This is a genomic window from Paenibacillus sp. EKM301P (genome assembly GCF_011800295.1).
Lineage (GTDB): Bacteria > Bacillota > Bacilli > Paenibacillales > Paenibacillaceae > Paenibacillus > Paenibacillus polymyxa.
On record NZ_JAALFM010000004.1, the window covers coordinates 92011 to 113706 of the forward strand.

Sequence of the window (21696 nt, forward strand, 5' to 3'; positions counted from 1 at the left end):
GGCAATCTGCCCAAGAGGAGAATGAACATGGACCATAAGAAAATGGGCGAGGATATCGTACGTCTCGTTGGAGGAGAAGAAAATATTAATGGGCTTGTCCATTGTGCTACACGGCTCCGATTTGACCTGAATGATTCACGAAAAGCTGAAAGAGAAGCGCTTGAGAAACACGAGGGAGTCATTACTGTTGTTGAAAGCGGAGGACAATTTCAAGTCGTGATTGGCAGCCATGTTGCCTATGTATATACAGAGATTATGAAAAACAGAGATTTTGGATCAGACAGCTCAGCGACTAACGAATCCGGCGGAAAGAAGACATCGGTCATATCCACAATCTTTGAAGTCATTTCCGGCAGCTTCTCCCCGTTGATTCCGGCGATGGCAGGCTCGGGGATGCTGAAAGCTCTCTTGACGGTTTTGACCTTGCTAGGCTGGATGTCTGCAACAAGTGATACCTATCTGATCCTGTCTGCTGCCGGGAATGCTGTATTTTACTTCTTGCCGATTTTACTGGGAATTACGCTCGGTATAAAGCTGAAAGCGAATCCTTATGTAGCTGGTGTGATCGGTGCAGCTCTACTGGAACCCAACTTTACGGGACTGATGGACAAAGGCTCAGATGTATCGTTTTTGGGAATACCGGTGGTCATGATGAACTACTCAGCGAGTGTTTTTCCGATATTCATATCTATCAGCATCTATGCGTTGGTAGACAAGTTTTTGAAGAAGATCATTCTTAAAGATTTGCAGCTGTTTTTAGTTCCGATGTTGGCTTTAATGATTATGGTTCCTTTATCTGCAATAGCATTCGGACCGTTTGGTACAACAGTAGGAGATTGGATTTCTTCGGGTGTGACATGGTTAATCGGTGTAAGCGGCATTTTGTCAGGGATTGTGCTTGGCGGTTTTATGACCTTTATGGTCGTCTTCGGACTTCACTGGGGCTTTACCCCGATCACGATTCAAAATATTGGTGTTGGCGGTGATCCGATTGAGGCTATGGCGGCTGCGGCTGTATTTGCTCAAATTGGTGTCGCATTCGGTATCTTCCTGAAGGCGAAAAAAGATAAAACACTTAGAACCCTTGCGGGTTCCACGAGTATTACAGGTTTGCTGGCGGGTGTAACAGAGCCGATTGTGTATGGTCTGGTGCTTCGCTTTAAACGAGTCATTCCAATTGTCATTATCGCAGGGGCTATAGGCGGTGCCATCAATGGACATTTTGGAGTGAAAATGACGGCTTATGTGTTTCACAACATTTTTGCGATTCCGGTCTATACGCCGACCTTGGTTTACGTAATTGCCATCGCATGCTCGTTCGCGGTAGCCACGGTGCTGACTCTTATTTTTGGCTATGAAAGCAAGGTGAAGGGGGAGACGGCAGCAACCGTTGAGACCACTAAGACGGAAGAACCTCTACTAGCTGTTACAGCAACTAAGGCTGTTGACATCAAGAAAGAAACGATATACAGCCCGATCACAGGCAAGACTACACCACTGAGCCAAGTGAATGATTCGGCATTTTCTACAGGGGCAATGGGAAAAGGCTTAGCCATTGAACCATCTGTCGGTGAGGTCGTAGCGCCTATTGATGGAGTTGTAACCTCGCTGTTCCCTACAGGACATGCCATCGGCTTGACTTCCAAGGCGGGTACGGAGATATTAATTCATATCGGAATTAACACCGTCGCGCTGAAAGGAAAGCATTTTAATCCGGTCGTTCAAGAGGGAGATATCGTAAAACAAGGGGACTTGTTAATCCAATTTGACAGAGAGCAGATTATAGAAGCAGGGTACGAAATCGTAACGCCTGTCATCGTCACACTGACGAAACATAAAGTGGACGTATTTGAGACCAATCAGGAGCAGATTCAGAAAAATGAAGTATTGCTAACTTTGGTGGTGTAATACAGGAAAGCTCATCCTCACGTACATGAATTGCGAAATCAGAAGGATATAACGATAACTGGAGGGACTGTAGCATGAAACATAATCAATTGAAGGCATTTCCTGAAGACTTCTTCTGGGGAGGTTCTACTTCCGCCTATCAAGTAGAGGGTGCATGGGACGAAGATGGAAAAGGACCCTCTGTCATTGACATGGCTAACCACGTCGAAGGAGTCACTGATTTTAAGGTAACCAGTGATCATTACCATATGTTCAAAGAGGACGTAGCTCTGATGGCTGAAATGGGCTTTAAGGCGTATCGCTTCTCGATCGCTTGGACACGCATCTATCCACAAGGCGCGGGTGAAGTCAATCCGAAGGGAATTGCATTTTACAGCTCATTGATTGACGAATTAATTAAATATGGTATTGAACCCATTGTTACTATGTATCATTTTGATCTGCCCTATGCGCTTGAACAACAAGGCGGATGGTCCAAAAGGGAAACGATTGATGCCTTCGAGCAGTATGCCAAAACGTTGTTTGAGAACTTTGGGGACAGAGTCAAATACTGGCTAACCATTAACGAACAAAACATGCTGATTCTCCATCCTGGTTCTATTGGTACATTGGATACAAGTCTGGAAAATCCACAAAAGGTACTGTATCAACAAAATCATCATATGTTAGTTGCGCAGGCGAAGGCAATGGTATTGTGCCATGACATGCTACCTAATGCGAAAATTGGACCAGCACCGAATATTGGGGTCATTTATCCAGCTAGTTCCAAACCGGAAGATACGCTGGCAGCTGACAACTATGCAGCTATTCGCAACTGGCTCTACCTGGATATGGCTGTATTTGGCCGCTACAACCACATTGCCTGGAGCTATTTGGTCGAGAAGGGCTATGAGCCTGTTATTGAAGAAGGGGATATGGATATATTAGCGAAAGGAAATCCAGATTTTATCGCCTTTAACTACTATACCTCTCAAACCGTAGGGGAAAGTTTGGATGATGGAAATGATTTTTCACATACAGGCGATCAGCATGAAATTGTGGGTGAACCCGGAGCATACCGGGGCTCTGTGAACCCCAACCTGCAAAAGACAGAGTTTGGTTGGGAGATTGATCCGGTCGGTTTTAGAAGTACATTACGTCAAATATATTCTCGCTACCACTTGCCTTTAATCGTGACAGAGAACGGCTTGGGTGCATTTGACAAGCTGGAAGAAGGGGATGTAGTAAACGATCCTTATCGTATTGACTTCTTCAAGAAACATATCGAGCAGATTCAATTGGCTATTACAGACGGCGTAGACGTATTCGGCTTCTGTCCGTGGTCTGCGATTGATCTTGTGAGTACCCACCAGGGTTCCAGTAAGCGTTACGGGTTTATCTATGTGGATCGTGAGGAATTTGATCTCAAAGATCTGCGCCGCATTCGTAAACAAAGCTTCTACTGGTATCAAAAGCTGATCGCTACAAACGGTGAAATTCGTTAACTAAAGAAGCAGTGAAAAGCACCTCCTTGAAATGGATGTTACCATTTTGAGGAGGTGTTTCTATTATCCCTTTGCCCAGAAGCGTGATTATGTATTATATAATAGAAGAAACACAAACGGAAAGGACATCATGCATTGACCCTACAACAATTAAAATATGTCATCGAGGTTGCCAATCGTGGCTCCATGAATGAGGCGGCGAAGCGGTTGTTCATTTCCCAGCCCAGTCTGTCGAACGCGATTCGCGATCTGGAGGAAGAAATTCATATCACCATTTTTGAACGTACCAATAAAGGCATTTCTTTGTCCAAAGAAGGCGTGGAATTCCTCGGTTATGCACGTCAGGTTGTTGAGCAGGCGGAGCTGCTGGAAAATCGCTATCTGGATGCCAAGCCTTCACCACAGCATTTTGCTGTGTCCACGCAGCATTATGCTTTTGCAGTAAATGCATTCGTAAATCTGGTGAATCTATATGGACAGGATGAATATGAACTGGCTTTGCGGGAGACCAAAACCCATGAAATCATACAGGATGTCAAAAGCCTGCGCAGTGAGATCGGAATCCTGTATCTGAACGAATTTAACGCCAAGGTCATCAACAAGCTGCTAAAAGATGCAAATCTGCAATTCAACAGCCTGTTTACGGCCAAGCCGCACATTTTTATCAGTGCCAATAATCCGCTATCCCGGCAGTCTAGCGTGACCATTGACCAGCTTCATCCTTATCCATACCTGTCCTTTGAGCAAGGGGAGTACAATTCCTTTCACTTCTCCGAGGAAATTCTGAGTACGTTGTCGCATCCCAAAAGCATTCATGTTAATGACCGGGCGACCCTTTTTAATCTGCTTATTGGCTTGAACGGCTATACCATTTCTACTGGGGTAATTAGTGCGGATCTGAACGGTAACGAGATAATTTCCGTCCCTCTGGAGTGTGATGAGTCTATTAATGTAGGATGGATTTGCCATAAAAACGTCGCGCTCTCCAAGCTGGCTACTGTCTATGTAGAAGCGTTGCATGAGGCGATAGGGGAATAAAAAAGTTTGATATAGCCTTAGGCTATAACTAGCTATAGTTTATTGGAGTTACCTTATAGCTGAAAATGTATGTTATCTTTCTTACAACAACTTCACTACTGAAGCGAAAAAGGAGATAACCCTAATGAGCAGCATCCTTGACAATGCATCCCAACGTAAAGTGACCCCTTTCAGACATGACATGGTCGGCAGCTTTTTGCGCCCGCAAGCGATCAAAGACGCCAGAATTCAATTTCAAAATAATGAAATCTCTGCGGACGAGCTGCGAAAGATTGAAGATGAAGAAATTATCAAACTGGTCGAAAAGCAAAAATCCGTAGGACTTCAAGCTCTGACGGATGGTGAATTCAGACGGTCCTGGTGGCATCTTGATTTTATGTGGGGACTGGACGGCGTGGAAAAGGTACAGCTTGCAAACGGCTACCAATTCCAAGGTGTGGAAACAAGAGCGGAAACCGCACGCTTGTCCGGTAAAATCGGACATTCTCATCATCCTTTCATTGAAGATTTCAAATTCCTGAAGCAAGTCGCAGGAGAGGATGCTATCGCCCGCCAAACGATTCCGGCACCTGCGCAGTTCCTGGCTGAGCTGCTGCGCGGAGAAAATAAAGAAACGACCGATACGTATTACAGCAATCTGGATGAACTGGTGACGGACATTGCCAAAGCCTACAAATCTGTGATCCAAGCGCTGTATAATGAAGGCTGCCGCAGCCTGCAACTGGATGATTGCACATGGGGCATGCTCTGTGATAAAAACTATTGGCAAGCTAGACAGCATGCGGGTGAAAATGTGGAAGATACCAAAAAGCTATTCGCTCGCGTGAATCAGGAAGCCGTGAAGGATCTTCCAGCCGATTTGGTCGTTACAACCCACGTATGCCGTGGTAACTACCATTCCACCTGGGCATCTTCAGGCGGCTATGAGCCTGTAGCCGAAACCCTGTTCGGCATCGATAACATCGACGGCTACTATCTCGAATTCGATACCGACCGTGCGGGTGATTTCACCCCGCTTAAGCATCTGAAAGATGAAAAACAGGTCGTATTGGGTCTCGTTTCCTCCAAAACAGGTGAACTGGAAGACAAACAGACGGTCATTAACCGCATTAAGGAAGCGACTCAATTCGTGGACATTAACCACATCTGCCTCAGCCCACAATGCGGCTTTGCTTCGACAGAAGAAGGTAATATTCTGACCGAAGAGCAGCAGTGGAAAAAGCTTGCTTTCATAAAAGAGATTGCGGACGAAATTTGGAAGTAAGGGTTTAGTTTAGAGGAATTGAATTGGAGAGACTAAAACACGCCTTTTTGTGGGCGTGTTTTAGTTTGAGAATCCGTTAAAATTGATCAAATTCCCTTAAAGTTGCATTTCATCTTTGAGGGCTTTTATTACATTAGCGAACGCTGTAATATCTTCTTAAAGGAACGCTAGATATTTTTTATTACAAGAGAAATATGGAGGGGAAATCAGTGAATTACTTTTTATTAATTACTACACGAACAATCAAGTTCAATGCGGATGATATCGAAGGACACTATGACCATCTGGATAAGTTGAAGAAAGAGGGACTTCTTGAGAAGTATGGTCCATTTAGTGATGGAACGGGAGGCGCTTATTTAATAAAAGCAGCGTCACTTGAGGAGGCGACAAAGATTGGAAATTTAGATCCACTCATTCAAAATGGCTCTTCTACATTGACAATAAAGGAATGGCTGTTGCGTTAAATTCCATCTAAGAAGGTCAGAACAAAAAACGAGGTGCCTTTTTTATATTAAAATAGAAAATGAGGACTATGATTTTCTGAAAATGAAAAGTATAGTCCTTTTTTTATTCCCCCAAGAGATTGCTCTCACAATTTTTGAGAATCTTCTTAGTTGATAATCTCCCGTATCACATTCCTCGCCAAACGTACTTTCTCTGGACTCGATTTTTTGAGCATTGTAATAATTTCTATAATATCTTCATCAGACTCCACAATTTTGGGGTCCTCGCTTACATATGAAAACAACTGAACTAAGTTTACTTCTAGTGCTTTTGCAATTTTAGCTACATTTATCAAGGAAACATTCTTTTCTCCACGTTCAATCTGCCCAATGTATGTAAAATGAAATCCACCTTTTTCCCCAAGTGCTTCTTGCGAGAGACCTTTTTCTTTGCGTAAAACTCTTATTCTAGCCCCAACTAGCTTTAACACTTCTTTGTCCAGCATACATCTACACCCCTTCATACTAAAAAGTGTAGACAAGATTTTCTTGGGTAAACATGAGATTAAGAATCGTATATTTGTTATTAATTATATCTATAAGTATTGCTTTGGAGTATAATAAGACTATTCTTTAAATTCTCTGGAGGAATAGATATGAAAGAAGCTCCTTCTACCTATATTGCAAGTCCCACTCAACCACCCAGACCCGTACAACACCTACATCATTCCATAACCGATTTCCACACCTTAGCCCAATACCATATGAAACTAGCTCAAATTCTTTACAAGCATAACCAACTCCAATGCTGCATTATCCTCTGCGACTGGGCGTTAACCTCCATGGTAAAAGCTCTATATATGAAAGAAACTAATAGCATTTCCCCTCCGGGACTTTTGTCCATGGCGGATTTGCTGCACTTATTACATACTGACACCAACCCGGGATTGGATGTTGTTGTATTTATAGGTACCATTCAATTTCTTTCATCCCAGCTAGAAAACCCGCTCCTTCAAAAGATGAAGCAGAAGGATGTGAGCAGGATACTGCGCAGAACCGACGACATTCTCTGCCAGTTGTCATCCCGAGTCATAACTGATTTATCCGAAACGTATCAGGCCATTTTCTAAAAAGCCCCTCCATGGCAAATAAACTTGCCGATTCGCCCTGTCGTTATCCGCTTTTCTACATACGATAAGAGTAAGCTTTAACGCAAGGAGGGATTTAGATATGGGTGAAGTAGGTTACGGTGGAGCATGGACATCCACAGGCGCGATTTTGGTATTGTTCATTTTGTTGGTGATTATCACCAAATCTTTTCTGATCTAACAGCAGGTTCAGATTTCTTAAAATTCACAAAGCGGCCCTTTTTCACGACAGCGTGAGGGAGGGCTTTTTTAATGCAGAATGGATGGTAGTGCTAGTATGTTGTCTGGCCCTGCAAGCATTGTTATACTTTACATACAGGGATAATTTCCCTCAAGTGTATAGCAATTTGGATAGCGGAAGACGTGAAAAAACGGAAATTCGCTGGCTATTATCAGGAGGATCGCATGATGAACATGGCAATCAATCCATTTCAATTTACGACAGACACGGCGACTCTTTGCCTATTTGATACGCAAGCTCTGAAGCATCGCTTGAACGATGAGCCTGATTGGTGGTCCATCGAAGAGGACGAGCTAGGGGAGTTAAATGCGGGAAACGCTGCTTTTTTGAATCTAGGAGCGGACGGGACGTATGAGGTTGTGATAGCAGATCATATCGAGCAGCCGATGGTGCGGCTGTTTTTGAAGGTTCCCTCAGGAAACATATTTATTGGTGCAGGAGAAGAAGTCACAGGTGGTGAGTTGGAACCTGATTGTGTATGGGGAGGGTCATTCCTATCTGTGCAACCCGGACTTTATGAATGCTTGGCCAGCAGAGAAAATAACCGTATATACCTTTCTTTTAAAAAAGGAAGCGAAGGCAGCAATAGCTTTACCAGTCTGATTCGATTGTAGATTGTAGGATCAAACTGTAACGGATCAGGCAAGCCGCTTCAACACAGAGAATCTATAATAACCGTGACTGGGAAAATGAAAAAGGCTATCCCCACGGCTTGTATATCCGTGAGAACAGCGCTTTATTCGTCTATTGATACTTTACAATAATGGCGTTGCTGATTTGGCGGCCGGGTGTGGTGAGGTAAGAGCCGTTGTAGTACAGTCCGCTGGAAGCACCGCCATCCAGATTCATAGCCTGATAAGCGCCAGCCTGCTTCATCATTTGGGCGAGCTGCGGAATAGTCGCTCCGCTTGTGGTCAGGAGGATCAGCTTATGATCCCTAGTAATTCCAAGTGCGCTACGGGCGCCGCCGCCTGTTAATATTTTAGGGTCCTTGAAGCCTTCGGCTTTGACATTCAGGGAAACCTGGCCGTTCGTGACCAGACGAGGTCCAGCTTGAAGAGCACCTTCGACGCTACCTTGGGTTGTTAACCGTTGTTCAAAGGCAGAGCCCGACACGAGCTCGGCTAAATGGTTAGCATCGTAGGTGAAGACAGTGCGTTGATCGCCGGAGCTTTTTTTCAACATCTTGCCATGGCTGACCAGATAGCCGTAAGGTGTCTTGTAGGAGCTTTTGGTATAGGCGTCAAAGAATGTGCCATTAATGGCTACAACCGCTTGATTGCGTTTGGCGAGACTGCTTAAGTTTTCCACTTTACCAAGGGTATCCCCCGCCAGTGCTACGTCCAAACTCACCTTGGGATGGAGCATGGAGATGGTGACCACCTTAGCGGAAAAGGCACGAGACCCAACCTTGAAGCTTTTATGAGCTGTCGTGATGGGGGTAGTGCTTCCGGGTAGCTTGCCGGTAAGTACCGGAAGCGTAACAGACGTTGTACCTTGCGTAATACGCACAGCTGAGTTTTCTTTTAGCCATAAGACTTGCAGGTTTAGATGTTGGCTGATGAACTGTAAGGGTACATAGGTAGCGCCGTTGTCGGTAAAAGGTGCATTTTGCATACGAACCGTTTGATCATTCACTTTAGCAGTAGATTGTCCCGTAAGTAATGTAAGCCGGGTATTGCCTTGCGCAATTTCTATTTTTTTGTCTGCTGGATTGCTGTGAAACGTGATCCCTTCATAGCTGTTTAGGAGGCGAAGCGGGATGAAGGAGTGGTTACTCTGATCCACATAAACCAGCATAGGTGTTGGTGCAGCAGCGTAGATCGGGGTTACAAGTAAGAGCATAGACAGAATAATAAGTGCGGTGATTCTTTTCATGAATAGATCAATCTCCTTATGTAGTCTTAACTATTGACAAGGTGCTTGTACTTATATCGGGTTTTATGAGTTATAAATGTATGTTACGCGAATTTTGAGTGTTTGGATGATACAAAAATGGGGTGGCTGGAGATGAGTAGGTATGAGACAAGACTTGAGGATTACCGTCGCAGGGAGCGCCCTTCTTATCGTGTATTTGAAGGATTGCAGGAATTGGTGCGCAGCGTGGGGCAACTGCATAATAACTGGTTATATGTGAATGTGGATCAATGGGATCAGGACCCTGTTCAAACACCCATTTATTATTTGGATGAGCATTGGCTGGAGGAATGTGCAGAGGACGGTACAGCCGCAACCAACGAACAGGACGAGTATATTCCCCTATGGATATCAGATCGTCAGGTTCAAACCTGGTTTGAGCTGGCCACCTTTGAAAGTATTGTAGAAGTTCTTAAGGCTGCTAGACAGCCAGTGACGATTCAGATGGTGATTGTGGCGGTCAAATATTACGAAAAGTACGATGCCTACCTGGATTATGAGGAGGTAAAAGCAGTGACAGACCTGTGGTCTGTGTTGACGAAGGTGAGAAACCACCTAACAGAATGAATAAAGCTTGTAGAACAAACTGGGCATACATAGACGACTGGAATGGGGGAGCAGAATGAGCTGGTTGAATCATGAATTGGCAGCACAGTGGCGACAGGAAGGAAAAAGGTATGCCGCAGATGTGAACGAATTTGTCAGAATCGGTATGGAAAGCCAGTGGCAGCAGGAGCAGCCAGAGCCAAAGCAGGACGAACGCTCTAAGCTGGCCAAAGATATTTTTCGTATGATTCAGGAAGCGAATCAGGCAGGGGAAACAGAGCAGTTACGTCGGGAAATTCCGGTTGCATCCTGGCCGCTTACACCAGCGTTTGAAGAGGCCTTGCAAGCCGTTAGACCGATGGCATTTATGAATGGAAGCAATGAGGTTATTCTGCATGCAGGCAGTCCTCGGGAACGCGGAAAGATCTATGTGACGGGGAAAGATGGAATCAGGCAAATCCCTGGACTGCATCGTGTAGGTTGTTCGCCGGACGGGAGTTATTTTGCGCTGGTGGACGGACAAGGGATTCGGATTATTCGTCACCCGGACCAGAACCTGGAAGGCGAAGAGACAGCGCATTTTCAATGGACGGATATACGTGTCCGCTTAAAAGCATCTATTCCTGACTTGGAATGCTTGGCGGATGAGGAACACCCTGAGGATATATTAGATGAAGTGATTCCGTTTGGCGATGGGCAGCGCCTGTTGCTGGTTTGCGGTTACGGTGTTTATTTGCTGGCTGGTGATCAGGTGGATTTGATCCATCCCAAGGCGTCTGAACGAAGAGAATTGGGGCTGGAAGACACGATTGCGGATATGGCGCATGGAGCTGTGTCGAAGGATGGACGCTGGATCGCTTATGGAAGCCAGATGAGTGAGCATTTGCTCATGGACTTAACGGATAAGACGGTGCATACATGGGAGCCGAGCTCCAGCTATCCGCATTATGCTCTATTTTCCAAAGATGATCTGGATGTCTGGTACAATGCCTGTCATTTCTACAACGGTGCCACCATTCAGGTGCTGGTTGCCGAAGTGGAGCAGGGACTTGCTCAGAATACGGAAGAATGGCCGATAATAAATGAAGAAATGCGAGTATACGCTGCAGTAGCGCTGACGCAAGGAGCTATTCTAGGTGATGCCTACGGATATCTCCGTCTTATGGATCGAGAGGGACGTGAACTTTGGCGCTATTTTGTCGGAAGTACGATATCTGGACTGGCAGTTACATCTGATGAAGGCATGTTGGCGGTTGGAACGTATGGCGGTATGCTTCATTTGATTGATTTGCAGCATGGTACCAAGGATGAATATACCATTGGCACTGCTCCAATTCACGAGATAGAGCGTTGGTTGCTCTGGCGTAACTATGAGCCATTGCGCTGGTAATACTAATATTCCGCAAATGGTGAAAAAAGCAAGTTCTGATAAGCTGAACATAAAAAGTATAGTGGCATATGATTGCAATGCTATTCTCATATAGAGACGCATGAGGCATACATCTATGATGCAAAATGCGAATAAAAAGGAAAGAGGTGTGAGGACATGGACAAGAAAGCGGATATTCGCACATCCATGAAGGAGTTATTTGCACAGATGGATGAAGCCTTTTTTATGGATGTGGAAGAAAATGTACCGTTCGAAATGCGTGATGGGAACGTCGATGAGGAGGGATGGATCAAGTGGAAGCCCCTTCCTTCACAGATTACAGAACAGGAAGTTCGGGAAATGGAAGAAAAATACCATTTTGAGCTGCCGCTTCTGCTGAGGAATTTTATCATGTCCTACCATTATGTATCTTTACAATTCGATAATGAATCTATTCCGGGAGTATACTGGAGCGATTGTACGTTTGTAGAGTTTCCACGTCTGCCAGCAGGTCAAGGCTTAAAGGCATTTTATGATTTGATCGATCAATGGTCACCTTTGTTGTCAGCAGGCTATATTCCATTTGCCATTGCAGAAGACGATCAAGGCCCTGTATGTTTAAATGTAGGCAGCAGACATAAGGACGGCGATTATCCTATTGTCTGGTTCTTTCACGAGGATCTCCGGCATTTGGATGAGGATGAGCTACAGATTAGGAGTAACCTGCTTCCCCATGTGCAGGGGCTGTTTCCATCCACTGTCGAAATGTTTAACGTTATGTTTAAGCAAATCGGGCACTAACGATTCCCTGAAATGGAATTTTACTATGCAGATTAACCAAGATATTGACATAAAAAATGAGGAATGTTATAAAAAAGGTAGGCTAGCACTCGAATGATGGGAGTGCTAACAAAGCTGAATCGTTTGCATAGCTCTTATCCGCTGGCCTTACATAGGTTTATATTTGAAAGGAGATATTCGAATGGAGAAAAAACAGTTTCAGGCTGAGTCCAAGCGTCTGCTCGAAATGATGATTAACTCGATTTACACTCAAAAGGAAATTTTCCTAAGAGAGCTGATCTCCAACGCAAGTGATGCGATTGACAAAATCTATTACAAAGCACTGACTGACGATCAATTAGTCTTTGACAAAGAGAATTATTATATTAAAGTAATTGCCGATAAGGATCATAGAACGCTAACTCTGCGTGATACCGGGATTGGGATGACCAAGGAAGAACTGGAAAATAACCTGGGCGTCATTGCTAAAAGTGGCTCACTGGCATTCAAAAATGAAAATGAGTCCAAGGATGGTCATGACATTATCGGTCAATTCGGCGTCGGCTTCTATTCAGCTTTCATGGTAGCAGATGTAGTTACAGTAACAACCAAGGCTTTGGGAAGCGATACTGCTTATAAATGGGAATCTACAGGTGCTGACGGTTATACCATTGAGGCGGCTGAGAAGGACGAGGTCGGAACCGAGATTGTTCTGAAAATCAAGGAAAACACCGAGGATGAGTCCTACGACGAATATTTGGACGAGTACCGTTTAAAAGCGCTTATTAAAAAATACTCCGACTTTATCCGCTACCCGATTAAAATGGATGTTACAGGCAAGCGTCTGAAAGAAGGAAGCGACAACGAGTTTGAGGATTACAAAGAAGAACAGCGTATTAACAGCATGGTGCCCATCTGGAGAAAAAATAAAAGCGAGCTAACCGACGAGGATTATCAAAATTTCTACGCGGAAAAACGCTATGGCTACGACAAGCCGCTCCAGCATATCCATGTCAGTGCGGATGGCGCGGTAGTGTACCAAGCGATTTTGTTTATTCCTGAGAATATTCCGTTTGATTTTTACTCCAAGGAATATGAAAAAGGGCTTGAGTTGTATGCCAACGGTGTGCTGATCATGGAAAAATCTCCTGACCTGCTGCCGGATTATTTTAGCTTTGTGAAAGGTATGGTTGACTCCGAAAGCCTGTCACTCAACATTTCGAGAGAAATGCTGCAGCATGATCGTCAGTTGAAGCTGATTGCCAAAAATATTGAAAGCAAAATTAAAGGCCAGCTGTTGACTCTGCTCAAAAATGATCGGGAGAAATATGATCAATTCTACAAATCATTTGGAAGACAATTGAAATTTGGTGTGTACAACGATTACGGCAGACATAAAGAAACCCTTCAGGATCTGCTTATGTTCTACTCTTCTACAGAGAAAAAGCAGGTTACTTTGGACGAATATGTATCTCGTATGCCAGAGGATCAAAAGTATATTTATTATGCTTCCGGGGAGTCCAATGAGCGTATTGAAAAGCTACCGCAGACCGAATTGGTGGCCGATAAAGGCTACGAAATTTTGTACTTCACTGATGATATTGATGAGTTCGCTATTAAAATGCTCTTAAGCTATAAAGAGAAAGAATTCAAATCCGTATCGAGTGGCGATCTGGGCATTGAGTCTGACGAAAATGAGAAAGAAACTGAAGCGGAACAAAACGACAACAAGGAGTTGTTCGAGTACATGAAGGGCTTGCTGGAAGGCAAAGTATCCAGTGTTAAAGCCTCCAAGCGCTTGAAGACACATCCGGTATGTCTGTCCGCTGACGGCGAAGTGACTATTGAGATGGAGAAAATTTTGAACGCCATGCCGAATAACGCTGATGTCAAAGCAAATAAAGTGCTGGAAATCAACGTGAACCATGCGGTGTTCAACTCTTTGAAAGAAGCCTTTGCCGAGGATAAGGAGAAAGTGAACCTCTATACGGCATTACTGTACAATCAAGCTTTGCTGATCGAGGGCTTGCCACTGCAAGATCCGGTTGAATTCACGAACGATATTTGCAAAATCATGGTTTAATACGCTTTATTACGATATAGAGCCGTTCCCACACCGGGGGCGGCTTTATTTCTTATGACACTTCTTAAAGCTCCATAATAGGCCGTATAACGCTTATAGTAGAAGCATAAGGCCTTGCACTGTGCCGACTATTCAATACCTAGGAGGGCGATTGTATGAGTCTGGATCGAGATCCATTGAACCCCCAAAGTTTAAGCCGAAGTGAGCTTATACAGTTGGTGGAAAAAATCATCAGAGGCGAGGGAACAGAGGAGGAACTCGACAGCATGCTGACCGTAGTCATGCAAAATACACCTCATCCGGGGATTAGTAATTTGATCTACTGGAATGACCGTGATTTGAGCGCGGCAGAGATTGTAGATGAAGCATTACGCTATCAGCCCATTATTCTACCCCCTCATGAATCTTCTTCATAGCATGCGGAGGGGTAGTCTTTTGTTAAAAAATAAGATAATATAATTTTTTTAAAGGTTATGAGCATCATATTCAAGAAAACTTCCGTTAAAGGTGTGCTGGCTTCCCTGTAATGTATGGAGAAATGTTTGCTTTTTGCTCGCTTTACGGAGAATTTATGCCTAATTTTGGGGTTTGTAAAATTTTTGTGACATGCCCCTGTGAATTTTGACACAGCAAATTGTCGTTTTTCTTGATTATTTGGTGGGATGTCTTTATAATCATTTTGTTTGCAAGAATGAATAGCGATTAGCGTATGGAATAAGGAGGTTATTTATTTTGGGAAAAGCATTGATTATTGGCGCCGGTGGCGTGGCCAGCGTTGTGGTGCATAAATGTTGCCAAAACCCAGATGTATTTGAAGAAATTTGTATCGCAAGCAGAACTGTTGAGAAATGCGATGCGCTTAAAGAGAAGCTGGGTGGAGGTCGTACGAAGATCCAAACGGCTCAGCTTGATGCTGACAACACCGACATGGTCATTGACTTGATTCGAAGCTTTCAACCGGATGTAGTTATCAATGTGGCTCTCCCTTATCAGGATTTGACGATAATGGATGCTTGCCTTGAGACAGGTGTTCATTACGTTGATACGGCGAACTATGAACCGCCGGATACGCCGAAGTTTGAATACAGCTGGCAATGGGCCTACAAAGAAAGATTCGAAAAAGCAGGAATTACAGCTCTGCTGGGCAGCGGTTTTGATCCAGGCGTGACTGGAGTATTTACGGCTTATGCTCAAAAGCACTATTTTGATGAAATTCATACGATTGATATTGTGGATGCGAATGCAGGGGACCACGGATATCCTTTTGCAACTAATTTTAATCCGGAAATCAATATTCGTGAAATTACAGCGAAAGGCCGTTACTTTGAAAACGGAGAATGGATTGAAACTGAGCCACTTTCTGAGAAAAAGGTATACGACCTGCCTGAAATTGGACCGAAAAATATATATCTTTTGTACCATGAAGAACTGGAATCTCTTGCAGTGAATATTAAAGGCGTGAAAAAAATCCGTTTCTGGATGACGTTCTCGGACAATTATCTGAATCATTTGAACGTACTTCAAAACGTAGGCATGACTTCGATTGAGCCTATTGATTATGAAGGGCAACAAATCATTCCACTGCAATTCCTGAAAGCTATTTTGCCGGACCCGGCTTCTCTGGGACCAAGAACAAAAGGCAAAACAAACATTGGCTGCATCATCCAAGGTGTGAAAGATGGAAAGCCAAAAACCTATTATGTTTACAATGTTTGTGATCATGAAGAATGTTATGCAGAGGTTGGCTCCCAAGCCATTTCTTACACAACAGGTGTTCCGGCTATGATCGGTGCAATGCTTATTATCAAAGGCCTCTGGAAAAAACCAGGCGTTTACAACGTTGAGGAATTCGATCCAGATCCATTCATGGAAGCACTAAATAAACACGGATTGCCATGGCAAGAGAACTTTACGCCAACGTTGCTTGATTGAGGTCTGCGATGAATATTGATATTACCGGACTCCCATCACCTTGTTATCTTGTTGACGAAAGACTTCTTGTCAAAAACCTTGAGGTTTTGAATTCTGTACAAGAGCGGACTGGTTGCAGTATTCTGCTCGCTCTTAAGGGTTTTTCGATGTTTTCGACCTTTCCTCTGGTTGGCAAATACTTAAAAGGCGTAACCTCCAGCTCGTTGTTCGAAGCAAGACTCGGTCGCGAGAAAATGGACAAGGAGGTTCACGTATACGCACCTGCTTATGTTGACAGTGAATTTGATGAGCTATTGGAGTATGTTGATCATATTGTTTTCAACTCCTTTGATCAACTGAAACGCTTCAAAAGCAGAGTGCAAGGCGTAACTTCCAAAAAAATCGACATCGGCATTCGAGTAAATCCGGAATATTCGGAAATCGAAACGCCGCTGTATGATCCTTGCTACAACAACTCCAGAATGGGTGTGACTCTGGCTAACTTTAGACCTGAGGATCTGGATGGCGTGGACGGTATTCATTTTCATACGATGTGTGAACAGAATTCTGATACGCTTGAGCGCACCATTAAAGTCGTGGATGAGAAATTTGGGCCATATATTAAGCAAATGAAATGGCTCAATTTCGGCGGCGGTCACCATATTACCAGAGAAGACTATGACCTGGACACGCTGGTGCGTTGTATTCAATACTTTCAGGATAAATACGGTGTGCAAGTTTATCTTGAGCCAGGCGAAGCCATCGCCTTGAACACCGGATATCTGGTTGCGACTGTATTGGATACAATGAAGAACGGAATGGACATTGCCATTCTGGATACTTCGGCTGAATGTCATATGCCTGATGTACTGGCTATGCCTTACCGCCCGAACATCATTGGCGCAGGCAAGCCTGGTGAATATGCACATACCTACAGACTCGGTGGACTTACTTGCTTGGCCGGCGATGTCATTGGTGACTATTCCTTTAAAGAACCATTGAAGCCAGGAGACAAGCTTGTATTCTGCGACATGGCCCATTACACGATGGTCAAAAACCACATGTTCAACGGAGTCAACCTGCCAGCCATCGCCAGCTACAATGACGAAGAAGGCATCAAGGTAATCCGTCAGTTCTCCTACGAGGACTTTAGCTCGCGTTTGTCGTAAGACAAGGGTAATGTGAAATAACAGAGTGTACCAATTGCATGATCTTAAAAAAGAGCCTAGCCCCTTAAAAAAAGGGCTAGGCTCTTGGTATAGTTAGAGTTTTTTGATTTTTGTACGCGCCTTTTGTATGTATCCAACACAACAGCAGGCAGTAAATAATAATTTAACTATTTGGAAAGTTACATAAATTTATTTAGGCTACCTTATAACTTCAGTAGAGATTTTATAGTCGAATACCTTTCCTCCAGGTTGAAGTCCTGGTACATCGACAGCTAGGTAGTATTCCTTACCTTTTTCAAGATCAGCATTTAAAGAATATTGGGCGTTTTTTGAACGTTTAATTCGTTTACCATTACTATCGTAAAGAGTTAGTTCCATCCAAGAATCAGGGTATTTGTCGCCTTCAATTATAAACTGAACTTCGTTCGATCTAAAAACCTTAATTTTAAATACATCGTAGGCTTCCCAGCCTCCTTGAACCTCTTTACCAAGGGTACCGATGACAGCATCACCTATAAAAAAATAGTTAGCTTGTTCAAAACTATCATTTGGCTCCTGTTCATTATATTCAAGTACAGAGGTTAGAGTTGATTCCTTTGCTACTGGTACAGAATTTGCTTCTTCGGCTAAAGCGACACTGGCAGAAGTACTTAACATAAGTGTCAGGCCTAATGAAGTTAACAACATTTTTTTCATTGATAAATTTCCTTCCTTTTTTGTGAATTATATTCATTTATATGAATATATTAGTAATTACGATCGAGTTTATTGTATATCATTAACCAGGGAATTGGAATAATGAAAAGGAATATTTATCAATAAAATAGATATAATAGAACATTTTGTTACAAGATTGCACTTTGTATGTTTATAAGTTTGTTCTAAGGGATCTGTTTAAAGGTTAGGTTTCTTGGAGGAAAATATATATGGTATACTCTTTAGATTAGGAACATACTTAGGCATGACTTGGATAATAAATTGTAACGATAGGCAGAGGTGAATTGCACATGTTCGACCCGACCGTTTTTGATAATTTAAAAGTAGCTATAGAAAATGCGGTTTACGATCTGGATAATCTGGATTCTCGTATTAACATTACACAGCGGACCGATAGGTTGGAGATGTCGGTAATGTCCCGTGAATTTGGCGTACAGTTCAGCCTGAGAGAACAGCCGGGTGTGACGGCAGAGCTTCAACTAAAGATGGATTTAAACAACCTGGCTGCAGAAATATTGGAAATGGAAGATCAAACTCCGGGATGTAGCTTGTTGCTGTATTTTGATATGAAGATTCGAGAGATTGTGACACAATGCAGCCGGATTGAAAATATACTGACCGACATTTGGAAGCCCGAACTTCGACCAGTACAAACGTTAAGTCAGATTTACGGAGAGAAGACGTCTACATACCAAAACAGGATTGAACTCCGATTTTCCAGGCAAATTAACGAAGATCAGATGGAGGATATTTCAGAGTTGTTGGAACACGTGTTGCTGACGCTTATGGAATTAAACAAGGTCTAACCCCCTCTTTCTCTTAATGAAAGACAGGCTGTTGTCGTTGGGGGGATGTAGAGGTAAAGGAGCTAGGGATATATGATAAATGAACACGATTTTTCTGAAATATATGCGATTATGGAATCTTCTTTTCCAGCATCAGAATGCAGGACATTTGAGGCTCAAAAGGCTTTATTGAAGCATCCTAGCTATCGTATTATCACTGAAAAAAATGAGCAGGGGAATATAGTCGCTTTTTTGGCGGGCTGGGAATTTGAACATTTTCAATTTGTAGAGCATATCGCGGTAGATTCCCGTATACGAGGTGGCGGATTAGGCAAAAAGCTTATGGGTAGATTTATATCACAGTCTGACCAACCGGTAGTGCTGGAGGTTGAGCCTCCAGTGGATGGATGGTCACGGAGAAGAATTGGTTTTTACGAACGAATGGGATTCCATCTGAACCATTTTGAATATGTACAGCCCCCTCTAAGAGAAGGACAGACGGATCTGCGGCTTCAAATTATGAGCTATCCAGGTGCGCTGTCTGAACAGGAATTTACTCCGTTTAAAGAGATTTTATATACCGAGGTTTATGGGCTTAAATAAGAGACTAGACAGTAGTAGATAAAAGTAAAAGGCTCTGCTTGTTCCGTATGGATACGGGAGCGGAGCCTTTGCTCTAAAAAGCTAGAGGTGCTTCATTATCATTAATGTTTTGTCCATATCATCACAAATTCCTTCTCATCAGTTTCAGCATCCACAGATTCCTCTTGTATCGCAAATCCATTTTTAGTATAAAAGTTAAATGCTTTCGTGTTGGACTGGTACACTTTTAGCTGAATCTCATCATGCTGCTTCTTAACCCAATCTAATAGTAATTTGCCATAGCCTTTTCTTTGAGAATCAACCCGTATAAACAGAGCAGCCAAGTATCCGTCCATCATGGAAATGAAGCCGCCGATCGTATGGTCATCTTGTATGATAACGTAGTTCTGAGCGAGGGGAAGGTACTTGTTCTCCATCTCGGCAGCTTTAGATGTCCAATACTCCCGAGCAATAAAATGGTGGGCTTCTACGGAAGCGTCCAGCCAAATGGCTACCAGTTCTTTCAACTCTTCTACTTTCGCAGGTCTAATTGACATTGTAACGCCTCTTTTCACATTATGTAATCTTATCTATATTAAGTATGATACTGAAATAAAAAAGACCGTCCGTAGACGGTCTTTTTACCCGTGGCGCTTAATTAAAGCCTTGATCCGTATCCCGCGCCTCCGTCAACTCTGCAAATTAGAGAATAACGGACCGGGTAAGGGATACGCTCAACATATGATTATTGATGTTGACGCACCTCCTTTCCTGATGCGTTCATCTTACCATATCTGGTTGGTGATATCCAGTGATTTTCTTATATTTACTAGCATTATTCATAGAAAATATAATATAAATCGGCTTGCTTTTAAGCTCTATTCAAGATATAATTTTAATTACGGCGATTAAAGTATCGCCATCAATACATAGTATGCGGTCGTGGCGGAATTGGCAGACGCGCACGGTTCAGGTCCGTGTGGGCTAACCCCCCGTGGAGGTTCGAGTCCTCTCGACCGCATTATACCTAACAATTACAGGTTCTTGGATTGGCTGAATGCCTCCAAGAGCCTGTTTTTATATGGTTAAGATGCGTGCTATTAAACAGCCATTTTATTTATGCTGGAATATATATTTAATATAATCTTTTGCACTCTGGTTAATGTCTTCATCACTTGCTTGAAACGAGGCTCCGAAGACAGCGAAATAGGGTAATGTTACGGCGCCCACATGTACTGCGCTTGCTTTAAAAGGGGCTATAACTTCATCTACCGTAAATGTAACGGAACCCGTAGATAAGTAGTTTTCTTTTTTATCGCCAATCGACATGGCGATCCCTAGCTTCTTTCCTTTTAACTTATCACCTTTTGAACCATAAGCCCATCCATGGGCAAAAACATCATCAAACCACTTTTTTAATAGAGGAGGGTAACTATACCAGTATAAAGGGAACTGAAATATGATATTGCTGTGTGCTTCAAGTAACTTTTGTTCTTTCAAAACATCAATTTTCCAGTTGGGATACTCTTTATAAATTTCATGAATTGTAATTTCATTGGAATATCGAAGTAATTCTTGTTTCCATCTTTGATTTACTCTGGAATTTTCAATATTCGGGTGTGCTAAAATTACGAGAGTCTTCATCATCAATCACCTTTCTTACATCGCATCATTAGCTTTTTGTGGATACGTATTATTATTCTGTAGGCTATAAAAAATGTAAATACACACAATAAAGTAATATAGTTACTTGAAAGTGTGCGTGGTACTTAGAGTGAAGATATGTGATTATAAAATGAATTCGATAAACTTAGTTATTTTAGTCTTGAAGAGGTGGTCGTATGAAACAATATAATTTAGGCATAGAAGCAACACTGGAGATCATCGGAGGTAAGTGGAAATCCTTAATCATATGCTTATTAATGTCTGGTAGAAAGAGGACCAGTGAATTACAGCGTAGTATTGCAGGCATTTCTCAAAAGGTTCTTATACAGCAACTTCGTGAACTTGAGAAGGATGGGATCATAGGCAGACATGTGTATAATCAAATGCCTCCAAAAGTGGAGTACTATATAACGGAATATGGAATTACAGCAAATGAAATTATTGATTTAATGTGTACCTGGGGAAGGACTAATATCAAAATAAGACAAGAGAAAGGAGAAGATGTGATATTGCTAGAAAATAAGTCCAAATGAATATTGGAGTTAAAGAGCGCTGTAGACTATGATGTTTACGGCGATTTTCTTTTTGGCGTAGAGTCGCAGTTCGGGGATATCTGTGTCATAGTATTTGATCACTTACCTTCAAG

23 protein-coding genes and 1 tRNA gene are annotated in these 21696 nt (G+C 42.9%); 19 read left to right on the top strand and 5 right to left on the bottom strand.

Annotation, left to right across the window (positions count from 1 at the left end; translation table 11 throughout):
• The first annotated feature begins 27 nt into the window (after positions 1-27).
• From HFD99_RS11800 to HFD99_RS11820, 5 genes are all read left to right on the top strand, one after another.
• Positions 28-1908, top strand: a complete 1881-nt coding sequence (locus HFD99_RS11800) for a beta-glucoside-specific PTS transporter subunit IIABC (RefSeq protein ID WP_123797049.1) — start codon at positions 28-30, stop codon at positions 1906-1908.
• 74 nt (positions 1909-1982) lie between these two features.
• Positions 1983-3392 (top strand): glycoside hydrolase family 1 protein, encoded by a 1410-nt coding sequence (locus HFD99_RS11805; RefSeq protein ID WP_123797051.1) that lies wholly within the window; start codon positions 1983-1985, stop codon positions 3390-3392.
• Between the two features lie 135 nt (positions 3393-3527).
• A complete protein-coding gene (locus HFD99_RS11810) occupies positions 3528-4430 on the top strand; it encodes a LysR family transcriptional regulator (protein WP_090887435.1) in 903 nt (300 codons plus the stop codon).
• A gap of 124 nt (positions 4431-4554) precedes the next feature.
• Complete coding sequence (locus HFD99_RS11815) at positions 4555-5694, top strand: 5-methyltetrahydropteroyltriglutamate--homocysteine S-methyltransferase (RefSeq protein WP_167440910.1); 1140 nt, start codon at positions 4555-4557, stop codon at positions 5692-5694.
• 194 nt (positions 5695-5888) lie between these two features.
• Positions 5889-6158 (top strand): YciI family protein, encoded by a 270-nt coding sequence (locus tag HFD99_RS11820; RefSeq protein ID WP_375761839.1) that lies wholly within the window; start codon positions 5889-5891, stop codon positions 6156-6158.
• 146 nt (positions 6159-6304) lie between these two features.
• Here HFD99_RS11820 and HFD99_RS11825 read toward each other — a convergent pair whose 3' ends face one another.
• Positions 6305-6643 (bottom strand): helix-turn-helix domain-containing protein, encoded by a 339-nt coding sequence (locus HFD99_RS11825; RefSeq protein ID WP_016819667.1) that lies wholly within the window; start codon positions 6641-6643, stop codon positions 6305-6307.
• Between the two features lie 150 nt (positions 6644-6793).
• Between HFD99_RS11825 and HFD99_RS11830 the strand changes: the two genes are divergently transcribed.
• From HFD99_RS11830 to HFD99_RS11835, 3 genes are all read left to right on the top strand, one after another.
• The gene (locus HFD99_RS11830; protein ID WP_123797054.1) at positions 6794-7267 is read left to right on the top strand and encodes a hypothetical protein; all 474 of its coding nucleotides are present in this window, start codon (positions 6794-6796) and stop codon (positions 7265-7267) included.
• A gap of 100 nt (positions 7268-7367) precedes the next feature.
• Positions 7368-7466, top strand: a complete 99-nt coding sequence (locus HFD99_RS25685; protein WP_014599622.1) for a hypothetical protein — start codon at positions 7368-7370, stop codon at positions 7464-7466.
• A 224-nt stretch (positions 7467-7690) separates the two neighbouring features.
• A complete protein-coding gene (locus tag HFD99_RS11835) occupies positions 7691-8140 on the top strand; it encodes a DUF6386 family protein (RefSeq protein ID WP_123797056.1) in 450 nt (149 codons plus the stop codon).
• A 130-nt stretch (positions 8141-8270) separates the two neighbouring features.
• Here HFD99_RS11835 and HFD99_RS11840 read toward each other — a convergent pair whose 3' ends face one another.
• Positions 8271-9404, bottom strand: coding sequence for a phosphodiester glycosidase family protein (locus HFD99_RS11840; RefSeq protein ID WP_039276994.1), 1134 nt, complete (start codon positions 9402-9404; stop codon positions 8271-8273).
• Between the two features lie 132 nt (positions 9405-9536).
• Here HFD99_RS11840 and HFD99_RS11845 point away from each other — a divergent pair, with 132 nt between their 5' ends.
• The 7 genes from HFD99_RS11845 to nspC all read left to right on the top strand — a co-directional run bounded on the left by HFD99_RS11845 (position 9537) and on the right by nspC (position 17301).
• Complete coding sequence (locus HFD99_RS11845; RefSeq protein ID WP_039277373.1) at positions 9537-10010, top strand: hypothetical protein; 474 nt, start codon at positions 9537-9539, stop codon at positions 10008-10010.
• A 55-nt stretch (positions 10011-10065) separates the two neighbouring features.
• Positions 10066-11379 (top strand): PQQ-binding-like beta-propeller repeat protein, encoded by a 1314-nt coding sequence (locus HFD99_RS11850; protein WP_039276995.1) that lies wholly within the window; start codon positions 10066-10068, stop codon positions 11377-11379.
• Positions 11380-11535: 156 nt separating this feature from the next.
• Entirely contained in the window at positions 11536-12159 is a 624-nt protein-coding gene (locus HFD99_RS11855; RefSeq protein WP_016819673.1) for an SMI1/KNR4 family protein, read from the top strand.
• 181 nt (positions 12160-12340) lie between these two features.
• Positions 12341-14221, top strand: coding sequence for a molecular chaperone HtpG (gene htpG, locus HFD99_RS11860; RefSeq protein ID WP_013370428.1), 1881 nt, complete (start codon positions 12341-12343; stop codon positions 14219-14221).
• A gap of 155 nt (positions 14222-14376) precedes the next feature.
• Entirely contained in the window at positions 14377-14637 is a 261-nt protein-coding gene (locus tag HFD99_RS11865; protein WP_123797058.1) for a bacteriocin immunity protein, read from the top strand.
• A gap of 316 nt (positions 14638-14953) precedes the next feature.
• Positions 14954-16153 (top strand): saccharopine dehydrogenase family protein, encoded by a 1200-nt coding sequence (locus HFD99_RS11870; RefSeq protein WP_016819676.1) that lies wholly within the window; start codon positions 14954-14956, stop codon positions 16151-16153.
• An 8-nt stretch (positions 16154-16161) separates the two neighbouring features.
• Positions 16162-17301, top strand: coding sequence for a carboxynorspermidine decarboxylase (nspC, locus tag HFD99_RS11875; protein WP_016819677.1), 1140 nt, complete (start codon positions 16162-16164; stop codon positions 17299-17301).
• A 198-nt stretch (positions 17302-17499) separates the two neighbouring features.
• Here the strand turns inward: nspC and HFD99_RS11880 are convergent, their stop codons facing one another.
• Entirely contained in the window at positions 17500-17997 is a 498-nt protein-coding gene (locus HFD99_RS11880; protein ID WP_104495881.1) for a hypothetical protein, read from the bottom strand.
• A 311-nt stretch (positions 17998-18308) separates the two neighbouring features.
• On the opposite strand from HFD99_RS11880, the gene HFD99_RS11885 reads away from it, so the two are divergent.
• Together HFD99_RS11885 and HFD99_RS11890 are read left to right on the top strand one after the other, a co-directional pair.
• Complete coding sequence (locus HFD99_RS11885; RefSeq protein WP_090887418.1) at positions 18309-18824, top strand: hypothetical protein; 516 nt, start codon at positions 18309-18311, stop codon at positions 18822-18824.
• A 72-nt stretch (positions 18825-18896) separates the two neighbouring features.
• A complete protein-coding gene (locus HFD99_RS11890) occupies positions 18897-19406 on the top strand; it encodes a GNAT family N-acetyltransferase (protein WP_123797060.1) in 510 nt (169 codons plus the stop codon).
• Positions 19407-19507: 101 nt separating this feature from the next.
• Here HFD99_RS11890 and HFD99_RS11895 read toward each other — a convergent pair whose 3' ends face one another.
• Positions 19508-19942, bottom strand: a complete 435-nt coding sequence (locus HFD99_RS11895) for an N-acetyltransferase (RefSeq protein WP_123797062.1) — start codon at positions 19940-19942, stop codon at positions 19508-19510.
• 379 nt (positions 19943-20321) lie between these two features.
• Here HFD99_RS11895 and HFD99_RS11900 point away from each other — a divergent pair.
• A tRNA-Leu gene (locus HFD99_RS11900) sits at positions 20322-20406 on the top strand.
• A 92-nt stretch (positions 20407-20498) separates the two neighbouring features.
• Here HFD99_RS11900 and HFD99_RS11905 read toward each other — a convergent pair.
• A complete protein-coding gene (locus HFD99_RS11905) occupies positions 20499-21029 on the bottom strand; it encodes an NAD(P)H-dependent oxidoreductase (protein WP_123797129.1) in 531 nt (176 codons plus the stop codon).
• A 197-nt stretch (positions 21030-21226) separates the two neighbouring features.
• Here HFD99_RS11905 and HFD99_RS11910 point away from each other — a divergent pair, with 197 nt between their 5' ends.
• Positions 21227-21583 carry a winged helix-turn-helix transcriptional regulator gene (locus HFD99_RS11910; RefSeq protein WP_017425873.1) on the top strand — a complete coding sequence of 119 codons (357 nt, stop codon included), beginning with the start codon at positions 21227-21229 and terminating at the stop codon, positions 21581-21583.
• Positions 21584-21696 lie beyond the last annotated feature (113 nt).

Coding starts and splice junctions, on each gene's coding strand:
- HFD99_RS11800 (WP_123797049.1), top strand. CDS start 28: ATGGACCATAAGAAAATGGGCGAGGATATCGTACGTCTCGTTGGAGGA.
- HFD99_RS11805 (WP_123797051.1), top strand. CDS start 1,983: ATGAAACATAATCAATTGAAGGCATTTCCTGAAGACTTCTTCTGGGGA.
- HFD99_RS11815 (WP_167440910.1), top strand. CDS start 4,555: ATGAGCAGCATCCTTGACAATGCATCCCAACGTAAAGTGACCCCTTTC.
- HFD99_RS11820 (WP_375761839.1), top strand. CDS start 5,889: ATGGAGGGGAAATCAGTGAATTACTTTTTATTAATTACTACACGAACA.
- HFD99_RS11825 (WP_016819667.1), bottom strand. CDS start 6,643: ATGCTGGACAAAGAAGTGTTAAAGCTAGTTGGGGCTAGAATAAGAGTT.
- HFD99_RS11830 (WP_123797054.1), top strand. CDS start 6,794: ATGAAAGAAGCTCCTTCTACCTATATTGCAAGTCCCACTCAACCACCC.
- HFD99_RS25685 (WP_014599622.1), top strand. CDS start 7,368: ATGGGTGAAGTAGGTTACGGTGGAGCATGGACATCCACAGGCGCGATT.
- HFD99_RS11835 (WP_123797056.1), top strand. CDS start 7,691: ATGATGAACATGGCAATCAATCCATTTCAATTTACGACAGACACGGCG.
- HFD99_RS11840 (WP_039276994.1), bottom strand. CDS start 9,404: ATGAAAAGAATCACCGCACTTATTATTCTGTCTATGCTCTTACTTGTA.
- HFD99_RS11845 (WP_039277373.1), top strand. CDS start 9,537: ATGAGTAGGTATGAGACAAGACTTGAGGATTACCGTCGCAGGGAGCGC.
- HFD99_RS11850 (WP_039276995.1), top strand. CDS start 10,066: ATGAGCTGGTTGAATCATGAATTGGCAGCACAGTGGCGACAGGAAGGA.
- HFD99_RS11855 (WP_016819673.1), top strand. CDS start 11,536: ATGGACAAGAAAGCGGATATTCGCACATCCATGAAGGAGTTATTTGCA.
- htpG (WP_013370428.1), top strand. CDS start 12,341: ATGGAGAAAAAACAGTTTCAGGCTGAGTCCAAGCGTCTGCTCGAAATG.
- HFD99_RS11865 (WP_123797058.1), top strand. CDS start 14,377: ATGAGTCTGGATCGAGATCCATTGAACCCCCAAAGTTTAAGCCGAAGT.
- nspC (WP_016819677.1), top strand. CDS start 16,162: ATGAATATTGATATTACCGGACTCCCATCACCTTGTTATCTTGTTGAC.
- HFD99_RS11880 (WP_104495881.1), bottom strand. CDS start 17,997: ATGAAAAAAATGTTGTTAACTTCATTAGGCCTGACACTTATGTTAAGT.
- HFD99_RS11885 (WP_090887418.1), top strand. CDS start 18,309: ATGTTCGACCCGACCGTTTTTGATAATTTAAAAGTAGCTATAGAAAAT.
- HFD99_RS11890 (WP_123797060.1), top strand. CDS start 18,897: ATGATAAATGAACACGATTTTTCTGAAATATATGCGATTATGGAATCT.
- HFD99_RS11895 (WP_123797062.1), bottom strand. CDS start 19,942: ATGTCAATTAGACCTGCGAAAGTAGAAGAGTTGAAAGAACTGGTAGCC.
- HFD99_RS11905 (WP_123797129.1), bottom strand. CDS start 21,029: ATGAAGACTCTCGTAATTTTAGCACACCCGAATATTGAAAATTCCAGA.
- HFD99_RS11910 (WP_017425873.1), top strand. CDS start 21,227: ATGAAACAATATAATTTAGGCATAGAAGCAACACTGGAGATCATCGGA.